Consider the following 17,367-nt stretch of genomic DNA (forward strand, 5'->3'; position numbering starts at 1 on the left):
CATGACCGAGATCCTCCCCAGCTATCTGCAGGGATCCTGGTGGTCGCCGGATGCCGGCGCCGAGGCGACCGAGGTGCGCGACGCATCGACGGGCGAACTCGTCGCCCGCGTGTCGACCGAGGGCATCGACCTCGCCGGGGCTCTCGCCCATGCGCGCTCCGCGGGGCAGGCCTCGCTCGCCCAGCTGACCTTCCACCAGCGCGCAGTGCGGCTCAAGCAGTTGGCGCTCGCCCTCACCGAGCGCAAGGCGGAGCTGTACGAGATCTCGAGCCGCACCGGCGCCACCGCACAGGATTCGTGGGTCGACATCGACGGCGGCATCGGCGTGCTGTTCGCATACTCCAGCAAGGGCAGGCGGGAGCTGCCGAACGCGAAGGTCTTCGTCGACGGCGCGGTGGAGAACCTGTCCAGGGACGGCTCCTTCCTCGGGCGCCACATCTACACGCGCCTCCCCGGTGTCGCCGTGCAGATCAACGCCTTCAACTTCCCGGTCTGGGGCTCGCTGGAGAAGTTCGCCCCGGCGTTCCTGGCCGGCGTGCCGACCGTCGTGAAGCCCGCGACGCCGACCGGGTACCTCGCCGAGGCGATGGTGCGGATCATGGTCGACTCCGGGCTGCTGCCCGAGGGCTCCCTGCAGCTCGTCTCGGGCAGTGTTCCCGGCCTCTTCGACGAGCTCCGCCTGGGGGATCTCGTGGCGTTCACCGGGTCGGCGTCCACCGCAGAACGGCTGCGGGCGCACGATGCGGTGCAGACGGGCGGGGTGCGCTTCACGAGCGAGACCGACTCCATCAACGCGTCGATCCTGGGGACCGACGCGGTCGCGGGCACCCCGGAGTTCGACGCCTACGTCAAGCAGCTCGTGGCGGAGATGACCAGCAAGGCCGGGCAGAAGTGCACGGCGATCCGACGCGCGATCGTGCCGACCGGTGTCGTCGACGACGTGATCGATGCCGTGCGGGCACGACTTTCCGAGCGCATCGTGCTCGGCGACCCACGGGCGGAAGGCGTGACGATGGGGCCGCTGGCCTCGACCGCACAGCGCGATGAGGTGCTGCGCCAGGTGGCACGGCTGCAAGACGGCGGTGGTGACCTGGTCATCGGCTCGACCGATGCTCCGGACGTGCGGCACGGCGACGGAACAGAGGGACCCGCCCCGGATGGCGCCTTCCTCGCCCCGATGCTGCTGCGTTTCCCGGACCCGGAGAGCGCAGCCGTCAACGAGATCGAGGCGTTCGGTCCGGTCTCGAGCATCGTCGGCTATCGCACCCTCGACGAGGCCAGTGCCCTGGTCGCGCGCGGCGGAGGTTCGCTGGTCACGAGTGTCGCCACGCACGACCCCGACGTCGCCGTGGCGCTCGCCACCGGCATGGCCGCCTACAACGGACGGGTGCTCTTCCTCGACCGCGACGACGCCCGCAGCTCGACGGGTCACGGCTCGCCGCTGCCGAACCTCGTGCACGGCGGCCCGGGCCGCGCCGGCGGCGGCGAGGAGCTCGGCGGCATCCGCGCCGTCCTGCACCACATGCAGCGCACCGCGGTGCAGGGCTCCCCCGCGATGCTGACCGCCCTCACCGGCGTGTGGCATCAGGGCACGGCGGCACGGCCGTACGAGGAGAGCGGTGGCGTGCACCCCTTCCGCAAGTCGCTGGCCGAGCTGCGCATCGGCGACCAGGTCGCGAGCGGCTCCCGCGCGGTGACGCTGGAAGACATCGAGACCTTCGCGACCTTCACCGGCGATAGCTTCTACGCGCACATGGATGAGGAATCCGCCGCCGCCAACCCGTTCTTCCCGGGTCGCGTCGCCCACGGGTATCTGCTGGTGTCGTGGGCTGCCGGTTTGTTCGTCGACCCCGCACCCGGACCCGTCCTCGCCAACTCGGGCCTGGAGAACCTGCGCTTCCTGACCCCGGTCTCCCCTGGCGACGAAATCCGCGTCGAGCTCACCGCCAAGCAGATCACTCCGCGTGAGACCGACGAGTACGGCGAGGTGCGCTGGGACGCGGTGCTGAAGAACCAGCGCGACGAGATCGTGGCCACGTACGACGTGCTCACCCTCGTCGCGAAGGAACTCGCCGCGGTGTAGCCCGGCTGAAACCCCGGGCTGTCGCCGGGACCCCGTCCTTCCGACTCGAATACGACGGGGTCTCGGCGGGAAGACGGGGTCTCGGCGGACGGCCTCAGCGGCGGCGCAGGCCGTCGAGGGCGATGGCGACGACGTCGTCGGCGAGCCGGGCCGCGCCCTCGCGTCCTCCCGGACGGTACCACTCCACGATCGAGTTGATCATTCCGAACGCCAGGCGGGCCACGACGCTGGCATCGATGTCGGCGCGCAGCGTACCCTCGACCTGCGCCTCGGAGACGAGCGCCGTGATCCGGCGGTCGAACGCGCGACGGCGGGTGAGCGCCCGGCGCTCGACATCGGTGTTGCCACGCACCCGCAGCAGCAGCGTGACGGCGGGAAGCTGGTCGACGAGCACGTGCACGGCCCCGCGGAGCACGTGCTCGAGGCGGGCGACCGCGCGGGACCCCTCACGATCGACCGTGGCCGGAAGCGGGTCGTCCACCACCGCCTCGAGCCCGCTGAGCGCCGCGTCGAGCGCGAGATCGAGCATCTCGTCCTTCGAACCGAAGTGATGGTAGATCGCCGACTTCGACAGGCCGAGGCGCTCGGCCAGCTTCCCGATCGAGGTCGCGTCGTACCCGTGCTCGTTGAACGCGGCGACGGCGACGGCGAGGATGCCCTGCTGGTCGTAACCGGGGCGGCCTCGTCGCGTGCTCTGCATCTCGGACATCCCCACAGTCTCGCATCGGATCGCGCGGTCGGCCGGGAGCGGCCGCGCGAGGTCAGAAGGTCTGATCGGTGGTGCGCGAGCGGCCACGGAACTCCGCGACCGGATCGCCGAGTTCGTCGACGACCGTCACGTCGTAGATGCCGGAGCGTCCGCTGCGGGTGCGCCGCACGGCCGTCGCGGTCAGCGTCTGTCCGGCGACGGTCGACTTCAGGAACGAGATGTCGGCGCCCGCGGCCACCGTGACCCGATCGGCCTCGTTGCAGGCGATCGCGAACGCCGTATCGGCCAGGGCGAAGACGAAGCCGCCATGGGTGATGTGGAACCCGTTGGTCATGTCGTCGCGCACGCGCATCGAGACCACGGCGTGACCGGGATCATCGCGTTCGACGACGAGACCCAGCGAGGCGGAGGCGCGGTCGCGCTCCATCATGGCGCGGTTGGGGCGCACGGCGTCCGTGGCCCGCGGCGTCGCATCCGTCATCGTCGACCTCCTCGTCGCGCGGACGCCGCAGCGACAGCATCCGCGCGGCCCATACTAACTGACCGATCGATCGGTAAAGAAGGGTTGTCCGCGGCGGCTCGCCGCGCGCGGGTCAGCCGAAGATCAGTCCCTTGCGGAGCGTGGCGTCCTCGACCATGACGCCGGTGATCACCGCAGCGGCGTCGAGGGTCGAGTCGCGATCGAGTCGAAACCGCATCACGACCCCCTCGCGGCTGGACCACTCGTAGAAGTACTCTCCCGAGGAGACGATGCGCAATGCCGTGCCCTGGGGGAAGGCGGACACCGCGGCGCTCAGGGGATCGCCGACGCGCACACCGTCGGCAGACGGAAGAGACGCGCCATCGTGGGTCAGGTCACCTGCGACGTTCGCGATGCCGACGGAGACCCCGGCGACGACGGTCGACTCGTCCTGCGTCCAGAGCACCAGGGATGCCGACCCATCGGCCGAGATCAATCGCGTCGGCGCCCCCGGCCACTCGGGCTCCGCGACCCGCGCTCCGGGAACGGCGGCGATGGCCTCATCGAGCTCGGCCCCCAGGCGCACCGGGCCGACCCCCGCAGTCGTGATCTCCCACTCGCTCCAGGGCGCAGCGGGGTCGGCGGCAGGGACGTCCACGGAAACCGGCGGGTTCTCCGGCAACTCGTCGATCAGCTTCGCCGTGGCCTCGCTTGCTCGGTCGCGCAGCAGCGCTGCGGCGGCCTCGGTGTCGAACGCGGGTTCACCAGTGAAGGGCTGCCACATCTCGACGATCACGTTTCCGACCGAGGAGTAGCTCTTGTAGAGGCTGTAGCCACCGCCCTCGGGATAGGTGAGCACGAGGGAGCCGGCGATGGCACGGACGCCCCCGTCGCCCTCGACCGTCGACGAGGCGAAGGAAGAAGGCGCCCCACCGTACTCGAAGGATCCGCATTGTTCCGCGGCCTCGGCATACTGGTCCATGCGCGCCGTGGCAGCCGCTTCATCGGCGAACTGCAGCACGTGAAGCCAGCCCTCGCGCCCTTCGGGAATCGTGCTCGTCCACGTGACGGAGCGTGCGCCGATGGAGCCGAGCGAGGCTTCGGCGTAGACCGCGTTGCAGATCGCCGGGTCCGGCTCGTAGCCACCGCCGTCGGACACCTGGATCAGAGAGGGCACCGCCGGACTGACATCACCCACATCGGGAAGCAGACCGGAGATCTCCTCGGCGCTCAGCAGGAACCAGTCCAGCTCGTCACCGACGAAGGCGATCGGTCCGGCATACGGATCAGGAGCTGGGGATTCCGAGACCGTGGGCTCGGGGGTGGGCGTGGACTGCGGAGTCGGGGCGCACCCCGACAACGCCACCAACGCCCCTGCCGCGACGACACCGATCAGGCCCCTCACGAACGTCTTCGACCGCGACATGTCCCACTCCGATCCACACTCGGCGCCGGCATCGGCGCACCCCCGTGCGGCCGAGCCTAGGGCCTCGCCCCGGCCTCACGAGGTTCTCGCTCCATGTCGAGATCAGAATGAGATTCTGAACATGCCGGGGCACGCATATACGGCGCGATCACCGGGCATCGGCACGCTGCAGAGCGGCGGCTCCCACGGCCCTGGCCTCCGCCGCCGTCGCGGCCCCGAGCACGGCATCAGCAGCGCGACGGCACTCCTCCTCGGTCACGTCACGGAGCGCGTCGGCCACTCGTCCGAGCGACCGCGGGGTCATCGAGAGCGAAGTCGCTCCGAGTCCCACGAGCACCGGGGCGAGGGCCGGGTCCCCGCCCGCCTCGCCGCAGACGCCCACCGGTTTTCCGGCCGCACGCCCCGCCGCACCGACCATACCGATCAGGCGCAGCACCGCCGGCTGCCACGGATCGTTGAGATCACCCAGGTCGCTCAGCAGCCGGTCGGCGGCCAGCGTGTACTGCGCGAGGTCGTTGGTTCCGAGGCTCACGAAGTCGACCACCTCGAACAGCTCGGCGGCGAGCAGTGCTGCCGACGGCGTCTCGATCATGATGCCGACGCGGCCGATACCCGCCGCGCGCGCGAGCTCGGCGAACTCCCCGGCCTCTTCGACGGTGGCCACCATCGGGGCCATGACCTCGACCTCGGCCGCCTCCTCCGCCGCGGCGAGCGCGAGTGCACGTAGCTGATCGTCGAGCAGCTGCGGCCGACGGCGTGCGATCCGGAGCCCCCGCACCCCGAGCGCCGGGTTGTCCTCCTTGTCGGAGTTCGCGAACGGGAGGGGCTTGTCGCTCCCCGCATCGAGCGTGCGCACGACGACCTTGCGGTCGGGGAATGCGGCGAGAACCCCGCGATACGCGGCGGTCTGCTCCGCGACCGTCGGAGCCTCGGCCCGGTCGAGGAAGCAGAACTCGGTGCGGAACAGGCCGATGCCCTCTGCTCGTGCGGCCGCGGCGGTCACCGCGTCCGGGGTGCCGCCCACATTCGCCAGCAGCGCCACGCGGTGCCCGTCGGCGAGGCGCCCTGATCCGTCGAACTCCACCACGGTCGCGGCCGCCTGCGCTTCCGAGATGCGGGATGCCGGCGGATCGACCTCGACCGTTCCGCGCCCGCCGTCGACGAGGAGGGTCGAGCCGACCGGGATGCCGACCGCACCGGCGACGCCGACGACCGCGGGAAGACCGAGCGATCGCGCAATGATCGCGGTGTGCGACGTGGGCCCGCCCTGCTCGGTGACGAGCGCGACGCAGTGCCCTCCGGCGAGGGCTGCGGTGTCGGCGGGCGCGAGGTCCGTCGCCACGAGCACGAACGGCTCATCGCGCTCGGGCACCCCCGGCATGTCGACCTGCAGGATCTCGGCGATGATCCGGTCGCGCACGTCGCGGATGTCGGCGACACGCTCCGCCATCCGGCCTCCCAGCGCGGCCACACCCTTCTCGTGCGCTGCTGCGGTCTCCCAGATCGCGCGCGCCGCGGTGCGGCCCTTCGACCGGACGAGCGCCGTCGCCTCCGACACCAGCTCGGGGTCGGAGGCCAGCAGGCGCGACGCATCGAGGATCGCCCTGGTCTCCCCCGTCGCCTGGGACGTCCGCGCACGCAGCTGATCCGCCACGGCCACGGCTGCCCACTCGATCGCCGAGACCTCGGCGTCACGGTCCTCCACAGCGACCACAGCGCCCGCCGCCGGCTCGCCGACCGCCGGCGCGAGATGCACGAGCGGCGCGGCCACCCGGCCGGGACTGACGCCGCGTCCCCGCAGCACCGCCCCGGGCGCGATGACGGGCACCGGAGCGTCGGACACCGGGGCGTCGGACACCGGAGCCGCGGATCCCGCAGCCGCCGAAGTGGCCGTCGGCGTCGCTTCGTCCGTCCCCTCTCCGAATCCGTCGTCGAACAGCGCCGACAGCTTCTCCAGGACCGCGGCCGATTCCGGGCCGCGCGCGACCAGTTCCAGCTCGTCGCCCTGCCGAGCCCCGAGGATCAGCAGTCGCGAGAGGCTCGCGGCCGACGCATCCGGACCGTCGGGAAGACGACGCAGCCGCACATCGGTCCCGGCCGAGGCTTCCGCGATCAGCGCGGCGGGGCGCGCATGGATACCCAGCGGATTCCGCACCCGCACCCGCCGGACGAGCTCCTCGCCGGCGGGCTCGTTCTCTGGTTCCGGCGATGGGCCCGCATCGTCGGGACCTCCGAGCTGCCCGGTCTTCGCGCCGAGTGCCGCGGTCGCCTCCTCAGCGACCGCGTCCAACCCTCCGCCCGCCGCGGCGGAGACGACGGCGGCGAGCAGTCCCTCCACGAACGGAGCGGGCGCGAGCCGCACGGGGACGTCGCTCGACCGCAGCTCGAGCGCGAGCTCAGCACTCAGCACGGCCGATCCGAGGTCCATGAGGACCAGGACGCCGTCGCAGTCCGCCGCGAGCTCGTCGATCGCGGCAGCCACCGCCACCGCATCCGTCCCGAGGATCGGTGCGCCGTCACCGTCCACTCCCGCGCCGGCGGCGACCTGCACGCGCACCCCGTCACCCTGCACCATCTGCAGGGCAAGCTCCAGAGCCGCCTCCCCGAGCCGAGCGCTGTGGGAGACGGCGACGATCCCGATCATCCGGCGCCGTCCGCCACGGCTGCGGCGAGCGTGTCGAACAGGATCGCCGTCGATGCGGCCCCCGGGTCGAGGTGCCCGGCGCTGCGTTCGCCGAGGTAGCTGGCCCTGCCCTTGCGGGCGACGAGCGGGAGCGTGGCGTCGCGACCGTCGACTGCCGAATCCGCTGCCGTCCTGACGGCATCGGCGACGGACGCGCCTCCGGCGAGCGCGGCATCGAGCGCATCGACGGCCGGAGCCATCGCGTCGAACATCGTCTTGTCGCCCGCCTCGGCCTTCCCCCGCGCCACGATGCCGTCGAGGCCTGCGCGCAGGGCGGCGGCGAGCGCCGGACCGTCGAGCTCGGACACGGCACCGGCCGCCATCCCCATCCGCAGGAAGAACGTGCCGTAGAGCGGTCCGCTGGCCCCGCCCACGGAGCTCACCAGCGTCATGCCCACGGTCTTCAGCAGCTCATCGACCGTGGCGGGAGCGCCCGCCGCGAGCTTCTCGCTCACGGCGTTCATCCCCCGGGCCATGTTCGCGCCGTGGTCGGCGTCGCCGATCGCCGAGTCGAGCTCGGTGAGCCAGTCGCGCTCCTCCGTGACGGCCGCACCGAAACGGGAGACCCAATTCGTGAGGACGGCGGTGTCGACAGCTGCCATCACGCACCCCACCGCAGGCCGGGGGTGTTCACGGGGGCGTCCCAGAGGCGCAGCAGCTCGTCGTCGGCCTTGAGCACCGTGACCGAGCAGCCCGCCATGTCGAGCGAGGTGATGTAGTTGCCCACCAGGTTCCGGGCGATCTGCACCCCGGACTTCTCGAGGATCGCCGCGACCTCGCCGTACATCAGGTACAGCTCGATCAGCGGCGTCGCCCCCATGCCGTTGAGCATCACGATCGCCGGGCCCGCCGCGTCGATGTCGGCGAGGATCGGCTCGACGAGCTGTCGGGCGATCTCGGAGGCCGGAGCGAGCGGTTCACGATGACGCCCCGGTTCCCCGTGGATGCCGATGCCGATCTCCATCTGGTCGTCCGGGAGGTCGAAGGTGGGCTTGCCCGCGGCCGGAACCGTGCAGCTGGTGAGCGCCATGCCCATCGAGCGGCCCTGGCCGTTGACCTTCTGGGCCAGCTCGACGACGGCGGCGAGGTCGCGGCCCTCTTCGGCTGCGGCCCCGACGATCTTCTCGAGCAGCACCGTCAGGCCCACCCCTCGACGACCTGCCGTGTAGAGCGAGTCCTGCACGGCGACGTCGTCGTCCACGGTGATGCTGCCCACTTCGATCCCCTCCATGGAGGCGAGCTCGGCGGCCATCTCGAAGTTCAGCACGTCGCCGGTGTAGTTCTTCACGATGTGGAGCACGCCGGCTCCGCGATCGACGGCCTTCGTGGCGACCTGGACGCGGTCGGGCGTCGGAGAGGTGAAGACCTCGCCGGCGACGGCGGCATCCAGCATCCCGGTACCGACGAAGCCGCCGTGCAGCGGCTCATGGCCGGACCCGCCGCCCGAGACGATCGCGACCTTGCCCTGGGCCTTGGGCGTCGCCCGCGTGATGACGTGGTTCTCCAGGTCGACGGAGAGCTCGGGATGAGCGAGAGCCACCCCCTTCAGGGATTCGACGAGAACGTCCTCGGGGGCGTTGATGAGCTTCTTCATCGTTCGATCTCCTTTGATCCTCGGGATTTCTTTCGCATAATCCGAAAGCAATTCGTTAATGTCGAATATGCTCGGAGCCTGCCGGGTTGTCAAGATCATCCTGAAGACCGGCACGGCATACGCACCGGCTCGACGACGCACCGGAAGGAGGCTCCCCCGTGATCCAGGCGATCGACCGCGCGGCGAAGATCCTCGAACTGCTCCAGGGAGCACGCCACCTCGGCATCACCGACCTCGCCGCAGCGCTCAGCCTGCCGCCGTCGACCGTGCACGGGATCGTCAAGTCGCTGCGCTCGCACGGCCTCGTCGCGAAGGAGCGCGGCGGGCAGCGCTACATGCTCGGGCCCACGCTGCTGCGCCTGAGCAACGTGTACCTCGACACCCTCGACGTGCGTGCGCGGGCGATGCGCTGGACGCAGGAGCTCGCTCGTCGCACCGACCTCTCCGTGCGACTGGGGGCCCCGCACTTCACCGACGTGCTCGTCATCCACCACAACCTGCGCCCCGATGACAGCCAGCAGATGCTGGAGACCGGTGTCGCCATCCCCGCGCACGCCTCCGCCATGGGCAAGGTGCTGCTCGCCTACGACCAGGGCTTCCAGCAGACCGTCTTCGAGCAGCCGTTGCGCAGCCTCACCGGGGACACGATCACCGACGTCGCCCGTCTGACCCTGGAACTGCCCGCGATCGCGGAGCGCGGCACCGCCGGCGAGTTCGACGAGGCCGTGCTGGGCGAGTCCTCGCTCGCCGCCCCCGTCGCCGATGCCTCGAACGCCATCGTCGCGGCGGTCGCGGTGGTCCTGCCGACCTCGCAGACGCCGGCATCCGACGCGATCATGAACGCCCTGAGGGAGACCGCCAGGAACATCTCGCGGGAACTCGGCGCGACCTCGTGGCCGCCCCGCGTCGCGCCCGCCGACGACTGACTCAGACCGCCGGTCCGGCCCTCCTCAGCCGCGCAGCGCCAGGGCGAAGGGCAGCACCTGAGTCGCACCGGCCTGCCGCAGTACTCGGGCGGCGACCGTCATCGTCCATCGGCTGTCGACGAGGTCGTCCACGAGCAGCACCGGTCCCGTCGGAACGTCGAGGTGCTCGGCACTGAACCGATCCCAGAGGCCGCCGAGGCGGAACACGCTGTTCCCTCCCGGCTGCCCGGTCGGGCCGCCGCCGAGCGGTTCGAGCGCCCCGAGATAGGGCAGTCGTCCGACGTCGGCGAGGCCGCGCGCGAGCGAGTCCACGAGCAGCGGATGCGACCGCGAGGGCAGGGCGACCACGGCCACCGGGCGCTCCTCCCAGCCCCATCCGGCGAGCACGCGGATGCAGGCCTGGAGCAGCTGCGGCGTCACCGGGGCATCCGATGCACCCGCGGCGAAGAGTTCACGCAGCGCACCGCCCCATCCGAGATCGGTGAGTCGAGCCAGCGCCCGCCCCTCTCCCGCCTGCTCGTCGGCGGGGATGCGCCCCTTGACCGGCACCTCCAACCGATCGGCACCCGTCGGCCAGGCGCGACGGGGTTCGATCGGAACGCCCACCCGGTCGAGCGACTCCGCGGCCTGCGTGGTCGCGGACTCCCCGATCTCGCGCGGGAACCATCCGCCCGCGCAGTTGTCGCACCGCCCGCAGGGAGCCGCGGTGTCGTCATCGAGAGCGCGCTGCAGGAACTCCATGCGGCATCCGTCGGTCTGCTCGTAGTCGATCATGTGCTGCTGCTCGGCGAGGCGCTCGGCGGCGATGCGCTCGTAGCGCTCCGCGTCGTAGGTCCAGGGGTCGCCCGTCGCGACCCAGCCGCCCTGTACGCGTCGCACCGCACCGTCGACGTCGAGCACCTTGAGCAGCAGCTCGAGCGGCGTCCGCCGGATGTCGACCATCGCCTCGAGCGCCGGCGTCGAGATCGGGGCGTCTCTGAGCGCACTGATCACGCGCTCCGCCCGCTCCCGGTCGGGCATCGACGCGGTGGCGAAGTAGTGCCAGATGTCGCGGTCCTCGACGCCGGGGAGCAGCAGCACGTCGGCGCTCTCGCTCGCTCGACCGGCACGGCCGACCTGCTGGTAGTAGGCCACGGGCGACGACGGCGCACCGAGGTGCAGCACGAAGCCCAGATCGGGCTTGTCGAACCCCATGCCGAGCGCGCTCGTGGCGACCAGCGCCTTGACCTCGTTGCGCTTGAGCATCCCCTCGGACTCCGCGCGCTCGTCGGTGTCGGTCTGCCCGGTGTATGCGCGGACGTCGTGCCCGTGATCACGCAGCAGCCGGGCGGTGTCGACCGCAGCGGCGACGGTCAGCGTGTAGATGATGCCCGACCCCGGCAGGTCGTCGAGGTGGCTCAACAACCAGGCCAGGCGGCTCGCCGAGTCGCGCAGCCGCAGCACACCCAGCCGCAGCGAGGTCCGCGCGAGGGGTCCGCGGATCGTGAGCACGGGCGCCGCCTCGCCCTCGCCGGCATGAAGACTGCCGAGCTGCTCGGCGACATCGGCCACGACCCGGCTGTTCGCGGTCGCGGTGGTCGCGAGCACCGGCACATCGGCGGGCATCTGCGCGATCAGGTCGCGCAGCCGCCGGTAGTCGGGGCGGAAGTCATGCCCCCAGTCGCTGATGCAGTGCGCCTCGTCGACCACGAGCATGCCGATGCGGCGGACGAGTGCCGGCAGCTGCTGCTCGCGGAAGGCCGGGTTGTTGAGCCGCTCCGGGGAGACCAGCAGCACGTCGACCTCATCGCGATCGAGCTGGGCGAGCACGTCGGACCACTCGTGCGCGTTGGTGGAGTTGATGGCGACCGCGCGCACACCCGCGCGCTCGGCGGCGGCGATCTGGTCGCGCATGAGCGCAAGCAGCGGCGAGACGAGCACGGTCGGCCCCGCGCCCTGGCGTCGCAGCAGCAGCGTCGCGACGAAGTAGACCGCGGACTTGCCCCATCCGGTGCGCTGCACCACGAGCGCACGCCGGCGTCCCTCGACCAGCGCCTCGATGGCCTCGTACTGGCCGTCGTGGAAGTCGGCGTCCGGGCGGCCGACGAGCTCGCGCAGGGCCGACAGTGCAGCATCGCGGGTGTCGGCAGGAGCTGGGGAGGTCATGCCTCCACTCTGCCTCACCCCGCCGACACGGCCGGCCCTCATCCCAGCCCGCTCGCATCCCGGGCGATCCTCCGTCGTCTAGCGTGAAGGGATGATCACTCGCGAGCTCGCCGTCACCCTTCGAGAGGCCGGACTCGTCTGGCACCCGGCGGAGGGCGACCGCTTCCAGCTCGATCTTCCCGACGAGGTAGAGCTCGAGGCGGAGGCCGAGGTCTTCACGGTCAGCGAGATGACGATCGAGGCCAGGCAGACCCCGAGCGGAACCGACCTCGCCTTCAACGGCACGACCGAGTGGGCGCTGGACGCGGTGACGCTCGCCGACGCGGTCTGGCTGCCGCGCGAGGACCAGCTGCGCGAGCTGCTGCGCGGCACCTTCCGCTCGCTCACGCGCGTCGAAGACGCCTTCCGCGTCGAGATCGAGATCGCGGACAGCTCCGAGATCTTCGAGCATCCGGACCCGTCCGAAGCGTACGGTCGCGCGCTGCTGGAGCTGATCTCCCGCTCGCACTGAGCCGCGCTGCGGGGCCGTCTTGAAACGCGCCATCCTCTGTGTCAGAATTACCTAACGATCGGTCAGTAAAGATGGCCCGATGCCGAGGAGTCGATGATGACCAGTCCCGCAGACCTGTCCCTCGTGGGCGAGATCTCCGATGAGGAGCGCCTGTTCGACGAGCTCATCGCGAACGAGCAGCGCATCGAGCCGCGCGACTGGATGCCCGACGCGTACCGCAAGACCCTGGTGCGCCAGATCTCCCAGCACGCGCACTCCGAGATCATCGGCATGCAGCCGGAGGGCAACTGGATCACGCGCGCCCCGAGCCTCAAGCGCAAGGCGATCCTGATGGCGAAGGTGCAGGACGAAGCGGGCCACGGCCTCTACCTCTACTCCGCCGCACAGACGCTCGGCACCACCCGCGACGAGATGATGGACCAGCTCATCAGCGGCAAGGCCAAGTACTCGTCGATCTTCAACTACCCCACGCCCACCTGGGCCGACATGGGTGCGATCGGCTGGCTCGTCGACGGTGCCGCGATCTGCAACCAGGTGCCGTTGTGCCGAGCGTCCTACGGCCCTTACGGACGCGCGATGGTCCGGGTCTGCAAGGAGGAGTCGTTCCACCAGCGGCAGGGCTTCGAGATCCTCCTCTCCCTCATGCGCGGCACCGACGAGCAGCGCGAGATGGCGCAGGATGCCGTGAACCGCTGGTACTGGCCGAGCCTGGCGATGTTCGGGCCGCCCGACGACCAGTCCCCGAACTCGGCGCAGTCGATGAAGTGGAAGATCAAGCGGTTCTCTAACGACGAGCTCCGCCAGCGCTTCGTCGGGATGCTCGTGCCGCAGGCGGAGATCCTCGGCGTGACCCTCCCCGACCCCGACCTGCGCTTCGACGAGGAGACGGGGCAGTACGTGATCGGCGAGATCGACTGGGACGAGTTCTTCGAGGTGCTCCGCGGCAACGGCCCCTGCAACGCCGAGCGGCTCGAGCGCCGACGCACCGCGCACGAAGAGGGCGCCTGGGTGCGCGAGGCCGCAGCCGAATACGCCCGCAAGCAGTCCCTGAAGACGAAGGCGGTGGCGTGATGGCTACTCCGGGAGCCGACCCTTCGGCAGGCTCAGGGACCCATGGTGGGGAATTGTGGCCGCTGTGGGAGGTGTTCGTCCGCGCCAATCGCGGGCTGAGCCACGTCCACGTCGGATCGCTGTACGCGCCCGACGCCGAGATGGCGATCCGCAACGCCCGTGACCTCTACACGCGCCGCGGCGAGGGCGTCTCGATCTGGGTCGCGCCGGCCGAGGCGATCACGACGAGCGACCCCGACGCCAAGGGCGCCTACTTCGAGAGCCCGGCCGGCAAGAACTACCGCCACGCCGTCTACTACACCGCCTCCGAGGGGGTGCCGCACCTGTGAGCGCGCCACACCTGAACACCGCGCACGAAGACACCGACGTCCACGGCGACGTGCACGGCGACGTCTCGGTCGACGAGCTCCGCCTCTCGCAGGAGCTCTCCGGCACCGGCGCGGTCGCGGCATCGGCAGACATCGCGGAGTACGCGCTGCGCCTCGGGGACGACGCGCTCATCCTTTCCCAGCAGCTCGGCGAATGGATCTCCCGCGCCCCCGAGCTGGAGGAGGACGTCGCTCTGGGCAACATCGCCCTCGACCTGCTCGGGCACGCGCGCTCCTTCCTGCACTACGCCGGGTCGTACGACGGCCGCAGCGAAGACGACCTCGCCTTCTTCCGCGACGAGCCCGAGTTCCGGTGCGCCTGGATCGTGCAGCAGCCCAACGGCGACTTCGCCCAGACCATCGCCCGGCAGTTCGTGGTCGCCACCTACATGTTCGAGCTCTACTCGGCGCTCCGCGAGAGCAGCGACGAGACGTTCGCGGCGATCGCGGAGAAGTCACTCAAAGAGGTCGACTACCACCGCGATCACGCGGTGCAGTGGATGCTGCGCCTCGCCGGAGGCACCGAGGAGTCCCGCGCGCGGATCATCCGGGCGATCGGAGACGTCTGGCCCTACGTCGATGAGCTGTTCCGCGACGACGACCTGATCGAGCGACTCGGCGATGCGGCGGTGCGCCCGTCGAGTCTGCGACCCGGATTCGACGGTGTGGTCGCCACGGTCTTCGCCGAGGCGGAGCTGTCGGTGCCCGCGGTCGCGGCTTCCTCCGCCGGCGGACGGCACGGCGCCCACGCGACGCCGCTCGGCCACATCCTCGCCGAGATGCAGGTGCTCGCGCGACGGCATCCGGGGGCGTCATGGTGACCCTCACCCCGACCCAGGCGGCCTGGCGCATCGCCGCCGGTGTGCCCGACCCCGAGGTCCCCGTGCTCACGATCGAAGACCTCGGTGTGCTCCGGGCAGTCGAGGCCGACGGCGATCGCGTCTGGGTCGACATCACCCCGACCTACAGCGGCTGCCCCGCGATGGACACGATCCGCGACGACGTGATCCTCGCGCTCACGGCCGCCGGGTTCGACCGGGTCGAGGTGCGCCTGGTCCTCTCCCCCGCCTGGACGACGGACTGGATGTCGGATGCCGGCAGGGCCAAGCTCGCCGCCTACGGGATCGCCCCGCCGTCCGGCCGTGCCGCGGTGTCGACCGGTCCCATCCGGCTCGCGCTCAGCGTGCGCTGCCCCCGCTGCGGCTCCCTCGACACCCGGGAGGTCTCCCATTTCGGCTCCACCTCGTGCAAGGCGCTGTTCGAATGTCGCGCCTGCCTCGAGCCCTTCGACCACTTCAAGGTGCACTGACATGTCGCTCTTCACCTCCGCGCCCGCTGTCGTCCCCCGTGCGACGACAGCGCGCGAGACCGCTCCCCGAAAGCGCGCCCGCTTCCACACGCTCACCGTCGAGGACGTGCGCCCGCTCACCGACGACGCGGTCGAGGTGACGTTCACGGTGCCCGCCGCCCTCGCCGACGAGTACGACCACCTCCCCGGCCAGTACGTGGCGCTCCGCACCACGCTCGACGGGATCGAGGTGCGGCGCTCCTACTCGCTGTGCCGCGCACCGGAGCATCGTGACGACGGGCAGGACACGCGCCTCAGCGTCGCCGTCAAGCGCGACGAGGGCGGGCTCTTCTCCACATGGGCGCAGACGGGCCTGCACGCGGGGTTCCAGATCGACGTGATGAGCCCGCAGGGCACGTTCACCTCCGGGCTCGACGACCTCGACCACCGGCATGTCGTCGGCATCGCCGCGGGCTCCGGCATCACGCCGCTGATGGCGCTCGCGCACACGGTGCTGACCCGCTCCGACTCCTCGCGGTTCACGCTGCTGTACACGAATCGCGCCACGCTCGACGTGATGTTCCTCGAAGATCTCGCCGACCTCAAGGACCGGTACCCGACCCGGCTCGTGCTGCACCACGTGCTCTCGCGGGAGCAGCGGGCGGCACCGGTGCTGTCGGGCCGCATCGACGAGGAGAAGCTGCGCACGATCCTCGGCACGCTGATCCCTCCCGCCACCGTCGACGAATGGTTCCTGTGCGGCCCGCTCGCTCTCGTCGACCTCTGCCGCGAAGTGCTGGCCGACGTCGGCGTCGACCGCTCGCACATCCGCTTCGAGCTGTTCACGACCGGCGATGAGCCCGCGCGCGCCGCTCGACCGGTGCAGGTGCGCGCCGGCGAGAAGACCGTGCGGATCGAGGTGACCCTCGACGGCGTCTCCTCGACCGTGGAGAGCCCCGTCGACGCGCACGAGTCGGTGCTGAACGCCGCCCTGCGCGTGCGCCCCGACGCCCCCTTCGCCTGCGCGGGCGGGGTCTGCGGTACCTGTCGAGCGCGGGTGCTCGAGGGCAGTGTCACCATGACCGAGAACTACGCCCTGGAGCCCGACGAGCTCGAGCGCGGGTTCGTCCTCACCTGCCAGTCCCACCCCACCAGCGACCGTGTGGTCGTCGACTACGACGTCTGACCCCCGGAGGCCCTCATGATCGACCTCACCATCGCCGACGACGTCGCCACCATCGTGTTGAACGCACCGGCGAAGCGGAACGCCCTCGACGAGCAGGCGCTGGACGAGCTGGATGCCGCGTACGATGCGGCGGAGGCCGCAGGGGTGCGGGCGCTCGTGCTCCGTGGCGAGGGACGGGCGTTCTGCGCCGGGCGCGACATCTCCGGCGTCGACCCGAGAGACGACGACGTGCTCGGCTATCTCGGCGGCCTCGTCACCCCGCTGCTTCAGCGCATGGCCCGGTTCCCCGCGCCGACGTTCGCGGTCGCGCACGGCGCCTGCCTCGGCGTCGGCCTCGGCCTCCTGATCGCGACCGATGTCGTGTACGTCGCCGAGTCCGCGAAGGTCGGCTCGCCGTTCGCGGCCCTCGGTGCGACGCTCGACTCCGGCGGCCATGCGCTCTTCCTCGACCGGCTCGGTGCCCACAAGACGCTCGACCTCATCTACACCGGGCGCCTGATGAGCGGGGCCGAGGCCGTGACTTCGGGTCTCTTCTCGCGGGTCTTCCCCGACGACGATGTCGTGCAGGCGACGACGGACGCTGCCGCGACGGCCGCCCGCGGCGCCACGGCGGCCTTCCTCGCGAGCAAGGAGCTGATCGCGCGGATCCGCGACGAGCGGCTCGCGCTGTGGGATGCGGTCGGCATCGAGAACGCCGCGCAGGCCGCCCTGTGCGACACCGACGACTACCGCGAGGGTTTCGCCGCGTTCCAGGAGAAGCGGAAACCGGAGTTCCACGGGCGCTGAGGGCGCGACGTCGGCCCGCATGCACGCGCGCAGCAGGCCACCACGCCGCATCAGGCCATCACGCCGCATCAGGCCATTCGTCCGCGAATCGGCCTGAGGCGGGGCCTTTGCCTGTCCACGACGTCCGCCCC

At 71.0% G+C, this 17,367-nt stretch carries 16 protein-coding genes; 9 read left to right on the forward strand and 7 right to left on the reverse strand.

Going from position 1 to position 17,367, the window contains the following annotated elements; translation table 11 throughout:
- Position 1 precedes the first annotated feature (1 nt).
- A complete protein-coding gene (gene paaZ, locus ACWGO6_RS04185; RefSeq protein ID WP_452325916.1) occupies positions 2 to 2,083 on the forward strand; it encodes a phenylacetic acid degradation bifunctional protein PaaZ in 2,082 nt (693 codons plus the stop codon).
- 94 nt (positions 2,084 to 2,177) lie between these two features.
- Here the strand turns inward: paaZ and ACWGO6_RS04190 are convergent, their stop codons facing one another.
- The 6 genes from ACWGO6_RS04190 to dhaK all read right to left on the reverse strand — a co-directional run bounded on the left by ACWGO6_RS04190 (position 2,178) and on the right by dhaK (position 8,955).
- Positions 2,178 to 2,792: a TetR/AcrR family transcriptional regulator gene (locus tag ACWGO6_RS04190; protein ID WP_452325917.1), complete on the reverse strand. Its 615-nt coding sequence runs from the start codon at positions 2,790 to 2,792 to the stop codon at positions 2,178 to 2,180.
- Positions 2,793 to 2,844: 52 nt separating this feature from the next.
- Entirely contained in the window at positions 2,845 to 3,273 is a 429-nt protein-coding gene (paaI, locus tag ACWGO6_RS04195; RefSeq protein ID WP_452325918.1) for a hydroxyphenylacetyl-CoA thioesterase PaaI, read from the reverse strand.
- 112 nt (positions 3,274 to 3,385) lie between these two features.
- Positions 3,386 to 4,678 carry a hypothetical protein gene (locus ACWGO6_RS04200; RefSeq protein ID WP_452325919.1) on the reverse strand — a complete coding sequence of 431 codons (1,293 nt, stop codon included), beginning with the start codon at positions 4,676 to 4,678 and terminating at the stop codon, positions 3,386 to 3,388.
- A 148-nt stretch (positions 4,679 to 4,826) separates the two neighbouring features.
- A complete protein-coding gene (gene ptsP / locus ACWGO6_RS04205; protein WP_452325920.1) occupies positions 4,827 to 7,322 on the reverse strand; it encodes a phosphoenolpyruvate--protein phosphotransferase in 2,496 nt (831 codons plus the stop codon).
- Entirely contained in the window at positions 7,319 to 7,963 is a 645-nt protein-coding gene (gene dhaL, locus ACWGO6_RS04210; protein ID WP_452325921.1) for a dihydroxyacetone kinase subunit DhaL, read from the reverse strand. The genes ptsP and dhaL overlap by 4 nt, the downstream gene beginning before the upstream one ends.
- Positions 7,963 to 8,955: a dihydroxyacetone kinase subunit DhaK gene (gene dhaK, locus ACWGO6_RS04215; protein ID WP_452325922.1), complete on the reverse strand. Its 993-nt coding sequence runs from the start codon at positions 8,953 to 8,955 to the stop codon at positions 7,963 to 7,965. Before dhaK ends, dhaL begins: the two co-directional genes overlap by 1 nt.
- A gap of 158 nt (positions 8,956 to 9,113) precedes the next feature.
- Between dhaK and ACWGO6_RS04220 the strand changes: the two genes are divergently transcribed.
- Positions 9,114 to 9,881, forward strand: coding sequence for an IclR family transcriptional regulator (locus ACWGO6_RS04220; protein WP_136042334.1), 768 nt, complete (start codon positions 9,114 to 9,116; stop codon positions 9,879 to 9,881).
- A gap of 24 nt (positions 9,882 to 9,905) precedes the next feature.
- On the opposite strand, the gene ACWGO6_RS04225 is transcribed toward ACWGO6_RS04220, so the two are convergent.
- Positions 9,906 to 12,026, reverse strand: a complete 2,121-nt coding sequence (locus ACWGO6_RS04225; protein ID WP_452325923.1) for a RecQ family ATP-dependent DNA helicase — start codon at positions 12,024 to 12,026, stop codon at positions 9,906 to 9,908.
- Positions 12,027 to 12,117: 91 nt separating this feature from the next.
- Here ACWGO6_RS04225 and ACWGO6_RS04230 point away from each other — a divergent pair, with 91 nt between their 5' ends.
- The 7 genes from ACWGO6_RS04230 (at position 12,118) to ACWGO6_RS04260 (ending at position 17,236) form a co-directional block, all read left to right on the forward strand.
- A complete protein-coding gene (locus ACWGO6_RS04230) occupies positions 12,118 to 12,537 on the forward strand; it encodes a pilus assembly protein CpaE (protein WP_136042338.1) in 420 nt (139 codons plus the stop codon).
- Between the two features lie 96 nt (positions 12,538 to 12,633).
- Positions 12,634 to 13,608 carry a 1,2-phenylacetyl-CoA epoxidase subunit PaaA gene (gene paaA, locus ACWGO6_RS04235; protein WP_452325924.1) on the forward strand — a complete coding sequence of 325 codons (975 nt, stop codon included), beginning with the start codon at positions 12,634 to 12,636 and terminating at the stop codon, positions 13,606 to 13,608.
- Entirely contained in the window at positions 13,608 to 13,937 is a 330-nt protein-coding gene (paaB, locus tag ACWGO6_RS04240) for a 1,2-phenylacetyl-CoA epoxidase subunit PaaB (protein WP_452325925.1), read from the forward strand. The genes paaA and paaB overlap by 1 nt, the downstream gene beginning before the upstream one ends.
- Positions 13,934 to 14,797 carry a 1,2-phenylacetyl-CoA epoxidase subunit PaaC gene (paaC, locus tag ACWGO6_RS04245; protein ID WP_452325926.1) on the forward strand — a complete coding sequence of 288 codons (864 nt, stop codon included), beginning with the start codon at positions 13,934 to 13,936 and terminating at the stop codon, positions 14,795 to 14,797. Before paaB ends, paaC begins: the two co-directional genes overlap by 4 nt.
- A complete protein-coding gene (paaD, locus tag ACWGO6_RS04250; RefSeq protein ID WP_452325927.1) occupies positions 14,791 to 15,285 on the forward strand; it encodes a 1,2-phenylacetyl-CoA epoxidase subunit PaaD in 495 nt (164 codons plus the stop codon). Before paaC ends, paaD begins: the two co-directional genes overlap by 7 nt.
- 1 nt (position 15,286) lies before the next feature.
- Positions 15,287 to 16,450, forward strand: coding sequence for a 1,2-phenylacetyl-CoA epoxidase subunit PaaE (gene paaE, locus ACWGO6_RS04255; RefSeq protein WP_452325928.1), 1,164 nt, complete (start codon positions 15,287 to 15,289; stop codon positions 16,448 to 16,450).
- Positions 16,451 to 16,465: 15 nt separating this feature from the next.
- Positions 16,466 to 17,236 carry an enoyl-CoA hydratase/isomerase family protein gene (locus ACWGO6_RS04260; protein WP_452325929.1) on the forward strand — a complete coding sequence of 257 codons (771 nt, stop codon included), beginning with the start codon at positions 16,466 to 16,468 and terminating at the stop codon, positions 17,234 to 17,236.
- Positions 17,237 to 17,367: the final 131 nt, after the last annotated feature.

This window comes from Microbacterium sp. NPDC055665 (assembly GCF_053618035.1).

Bases quoted from the DNA above. Each gene is read 5' to 3' on its own strand.
- paaZ (WP_452325916.1), top strand. From the start codon at position 2: ATGACCGAGATCCTCCCCAGCTATCTGCAGGGATCCTGGTGGTCGCCG.
- ACWGO6_RS04190 (WP_452325917.1), bottom strand. From the start codon at position 2,792: ATGTCCGAGATGCAGAGCACGCGACGAGGCCGCCCCGGTTACGACCAG.
- paaI (WP_452325918.1), bottom strand. From the start codon at position 3,273: ATGACGGATGCGACGCCGCGGGCCACGGACGCCGTGCGCCCCAACCGC.
- ACWGO6_RS04200 (WP_452325919.1), bottom strand. From the start codon at position 4,678: ATGTCGCGGTCGAAGACGTTCGTGAGGGGCCTGATCGGTGTCGTCGCG.
- ptsP (WP_452325920.1), bottom strand. From the start codon at position 7,322: ATGATCGGGATCGTCGCCGTCTCCCACAGCGCTCGGCTCGGGGAGGCG.
- dhaL (WP_452325921.1), bottom strand. From the start codon at position 7,963: ATGGCAGCTGTCGACACCGCCGTCCTCACGAATTGGGTCTCCCGTTTC.
- dhaK (WP_452325922.1), bottom strand. From the start codon at position 8,955: ATGAAGAAGCTCATCAACGCCCCCGAGGACGTTCTCGTCGAATCCCTG.
- ACWGO6_RS04225 (WP_452325923.1), bottom strand. From the start codon at position 12,026: ATGACCTCCCCAGCTCCTGCCGACACCCGCGATGCTGCACTGTCGGCC.
- ACWGO6_RS04230 (WP_136042338.1), top strand. From the start codon at position 12,118: ATGATCACTCGCGAGCTCGCCGTCACCCTTCGAGAGGCCGGACTCGTC.
- paaA (WP_452325924.1), top strand. From the start codon at position 12,634: ATGACCAGTCCCGCAGACCTGTCCCTCGTGGGCGAGATCTCCGATGAG.
- paaB (WP_452325925.1), top strand. From the start codon at position 13,608: ATGGCTACTCCGGGAGCCGACCCTTCGGCAGGCTCAGGGACCCATGGT.
- paaD (WP_452325927.1), top strand. From the start codon at position 14,791: ATGGTGACCCTCACCCCGACCCAGGCGGCCTGGCGCATCGCCGCCGGT.
- paaE (WP_452325928.1), top strand. From the start codon at position 15,287: ATGTCGCTCTTCACCTCCGCGCCCGCTGTCGTCCCCCGTGCGACGACA.
- ACWGO6_RS04260 (WP_452325929.1), top strand. From the start codon at position 16,466: ATGATCGACCTCACCATCGCCGACGACGTCGCCACCATCGTGTTGAAC.